This window comes from uncultured Caballeronia sp. (assembly GCF_964243625.1).
Classification (GTDB): domain Bacteria; phylum Pseudomonadota; class Gammaproteobacteria; order Burkholderiales; family Burkholderiaceae; genus Caballeronia.
On record NZ_CAXTGZ010000617.1, the window covers coordinates 1 to 3,580 of the forward strand.

The window sequence follows — 3,580 nt, forward strand, 5'->3', positions numbered from 1 at the left end:
GAAGTTGAACGTAATGTAACAAAGAGCTTTTTGGCAACAAAGGAAAAGCGGCCGCTCCCTTTCCCTCGTGTGACGTTTACGCAACATGGGCTAAAATCAAGGCCTTACGGCTTTTTACGACCCGTGTTTGCCCTAGTTACGGGTTTGCAAGAGTACGTTTGTGCAGTTGATCGACTCCGCGGGGCAACCAGACGCTCAGGAGATCGAAACAGGAGTTATAAAACATGACACTCGATGAACTGATTTCTGAGTTCGATCGTGGACTTCGGTCGATGACCGGCGTCTCCCGTATGTCCCGGCCGGTTCCGGAGCCGCAAGCGGCTTATGTCGACGCAACCGATGCGATCGAGCATCCTGCGGAGACGTCCTTGACGGCAGAAGAGAAAGCGCATTCAGCGGGGCTGATGCGCGTGAATCATGTGGGCGAGGTCTGCGCACAGGCGCTGTATCAGGCGCAGAAGCTTGCGACCAACTCGGCGCCTTTGAAACGCGGCTTCGAGGAAGCCGCGCGCGAAGAAGAGGATCACTTGGCGTGGACTGCGCACCGTCTGCGCGATCTGGATTCGCGACCAAGCTTGCTCAATCCTTTGTGGTACACGGGTTCGCTCGCGTTGGGTTTTCTTGCCGGTCGGTTCGGTGACCGCGTGAGTCTTGGCTTCATGGCCGAGACGGAGCGGCAGGTCGAGAAGCACTTGGACAGCCACATGACCAGTTTGCCGGTCAATGACTACGCGTCGCGGGCAATCGTGGATCAGATGCGAGTCGACGAAGCGGCGCATGCTGTCGCTGCGACGCAAGCGGGCGGCGTCGAATTGCCGTTCCCGGTGCGGGCACTGATGCGCGCAACATCGAAGGTCATGACCCGCACCGCGTACTATATTTAAACAGTATGGTTCATTCGTTGGCGCCTTTCGCCGCTCGTGCGAGGGGCGTTTTGAATGTTCTGCTCCGATCTGCGCTTAATCTGGCCCGTAATTCCCTTCTTCGTCCCTACGCGCGTCGAAACCCTCTCCCACCCGCCCGCTCCAATTCACGTACTACCTTCACATCCTTCACTACCTCATTCATTCATAACGGTTTTCAGGAATTCAGCCTACTTTAGCGGTCTGCGCTAAGTCATTGTTCTAACAAACAAATTTAGTCAAAAAACGCCAGATCGTATTGACCGGCGAAATGCGTTCCTCTACAGTGGGAAATGGTGTGAGAAAGTGTATTTTTGTGTGAGTCAGCGCGCACTTTCGGGCAATATTCCAACAAAGTCGTGGCGCCGCCGGGGCGTGAGAGGAGAGGGCGAGTGTTCCAGGGAGCTTCAGCGCTATCGCTCGATGCGAAAGGACGGATGTCCGTCCCGTCTCGCTATCGCGACGCGCTGCAAGGACAGGCAGAAGGCCGGGTCACGCTCACGAAGAGCCCGGATGGATGCCTGTTGCTCTTTCCTCGCCCGGAGTGGGAAATCTTCCGTTCAAAAATCGCAGCACTCCCCATGGACGCAATCTGGGTTCGCCGTATCTATCTTGGCAATGCCATGGATGTCGAGCTCGACAGCGCCGGGCGCGTGCTGGTATCGCCGGAATTGCGGGCCGCGGCCACGCTCGCCAAAGAAGTGACATTGCTTGGAATGGGTAATTACCTGGAAGTGTGGGACGCCGCGACTTACGCGGAGAAGGAAAAAGCGGCAATGGCGCAGGGCATGCCCGACGCGCTGAAGAATTTCACGTTTTGACGCAGAGCTAAAGAACATGGCCCCTGCGATGAAAAACGAATTGCAGCATCGCACGGTGCTGCTGGATGAAGCGGTCAATGCGCTGATAACGCGCAGTGACGGTACTTATATAGATGGAACGTTCGGGCGCGGCGGTCATAGCCGGCTCGCGCTGACGAAGCTGAGTGAAGCCGGCAGGTTGATCGCTTTCGATAAAGACCCGCTGGCCATTGCCACAGCAGGACAGATTCAGGATTCGCGGTTTTCGATCGTGCATGAGAGTTTCGCCTCGCTAGCCGATGCCGCTGCCGAGCGAGGAGTTGAGAAAGTGTCGGGCGTGTTGCTGGATCTGGGTGTGTCGTCCCCGCAAGTGGACGATCCGGATCGCGGCTTCAGTTTCAGGGCCGATGGCCCGCTCGACATGCGGATGGACCCGAGCCGCGGCGAATCCGCAGCGGACTGGCTGGCGCGGGCAACGGTGCAGGAATTGACGGAGGTGATCAAAGATTATGGGGAAGAACGGTTTGCTTTTCAGATTGCAAAGGCGCTTGTTGCTCGCCGGGCAGAGTCCGACCGTCTTGGGCCTCTCGTCAGCACGGGCGAGCTTGCCCAAATCGTGGGTCACGTCGTCAAAACCCGTGAGAAGGGCAAGGATCCGGCAACCCGCACCTTTCAGGCTATACGGATTCACATCAATCAAGAGCTTGCGGAGCTGCAAGTAGTTCTGGACGCAGCATTGGCGTTGTTGGAGCAAGGGGGGCGCCTCGTCGTGATCAGCTTTCATTCGCTCGAGGACCGGATCGTCAAGCGTTTCATGCAGGCCCACGCAAGCGGGCCTGCGATCGACCGCCGCCTGCCCATCCGCGCTGCCGACATTCCCACGCCGCCGCTCAAGCTGCTCGGCCGTGTATTCGCTTCCGAAGCCGAAGTTGCGGCAAACCCGCGCGCGCGTTCCGCAGTCATGCGGATCGCCGAGCGCGTCACAGAGCAGACGGCGCCATGAACCGTCTGAATATCTTCCTGCTGATCGTCGTGCTTGGCTGCGCGTTGTCGGCGGTGAGCTCGTCGAACAAGCAGCGGCAGATTTTTATCAATGTGCAGCGGGCGCAGTCGCAAGAGCGTCAGTTGCAGCAGGATTTTTCCCAGCTTCAATATCAGCAGAGCGCGTTGTCGAAAACCTCGCGTATCGAGCAGTTGGCCATTACGTCCCTGAAAATGCAGCCCGTCACGACGGGCCGTACGCAATATCTGAACTATGACCCGGCGACGTCGAAGGCAACAGACGCGCCGTTGCCCGCGCCTTTGCCGGCGTCGGCTCCTCCCGCACGCGGGGTGAAACGATGAAACCCACGCCAAAGAAGAACAAGGGCGTCGCGTTCACGCCCAATCCCATTCTCTCCGTGCGCCTCCCGATGTGGCGCTCGAAGCTCGTCGTATTCCTCCTGTTCATGGCCTTCGTTGCGCTTGCAGGACGTGCGTTCTGGATCCAGGGTCCGGGCAACGCGTTCTTCAAGAAACAAGGCGAGAGCCGTTATCAGCGCACGCTTGAACTGCCTGCTACGCGTGGCCAGATCAAGGACCGCAACGGCCTCGTGCTTGCAACCAGCCTGCCGGTAAAGGCGATCTGGGCGATCCCCGAAGCCGTTCCCGACGACCTCGGCGCGGACAAGCTCGGCCAGCTTTCCACGCTGCTCGAGATGTCGCCGAAAGAACTGCGCTCCAAGTTGTCGATGGACAAGACCTTCGTCTACGTGAAGCGCCAGGTGCCCATGGAAGTCGCGCAGAAAGTGGCTGCGCTGGATATCCCGGGCATCTACACGCGTGGCGAATACAAACGGTTCTATCCGGAAGGCGAGATCACCGCGCACCTGATCGGCT

At 58.5% G+C, this 3,580-nt stretch carries 4 protein-coding genes and 1 pseudogene; all 5 read left to right on the forward strand.

All coding sequences use genetic code 11. From position 1 onward, the window contains the following. Positions 1-224 precede the first annotated feature (224 nt). Positions 225-884 carry a 2-polyprenyl-3-methyl-6-methoxy-1,4-benzoquinone monooxygenase gene (gene coq7, locus ACFFAR_RS28060; RefSeq protein WP_174365034.1) on the forward strand — a complete coding sequence of 220 codons (660 nt, stop codon included), beginning with the start codon at positions 225-227 and terminating at the stop codon, positions 882-884. Between the two features lie 410 nt (positions 885-1,294). Next, on the forward strand, positions 1,295-1,723 hold the full coding sequence (gene mraZ, locus ACFFAR_RS28065) for a division/cell wall cluster transcriptional repressor MraZ (RefSeq protein WP_062000341.1): 429 nt from the start codon (positions 1,295-1,297) through the stop codon (positions 1,721-1,723). A gap of 28 nt (positions 1,724-1,751) precedes the next feature. Continuing rightward, the gene (gene rsmH / locus ACFFAR_RS28070) at positions 1,752-2,705 is read left to right on the forward strand and encodes a 16S rRNA (cytosine(1402)-N(4))-methyltransferase RsmH (RefSeq protein ID WP_174365033.1); all 954 of its coding nucleotides are present in this window, start codon (positions 1,752-1,754) and stop codon (positions 2,703-2,705) included. Then, on the forward strand, positions 2,702-3,046 hold the full coding sequence (gene ftsL, locus ACFFAR_RS28075) for a cell division protein FtsL (protein WP_062000339.1): 345 nt from the start codon (positions 2,702-2,704) through the stop codon (positions 3,044-3,046). Before rsmH ends, ftsL begins: the two co-directional genes overlap by 4 nt. Next, positions 3,043-3,580, forward strand: a pseudogene (locus ACFFAR_RS28080) (penicillin-binding protein 2); the annotation flags it as partial. The gene ftsL and the pseudogene ACFFAR_RS28080, both read left to right, overlap by 4 nt.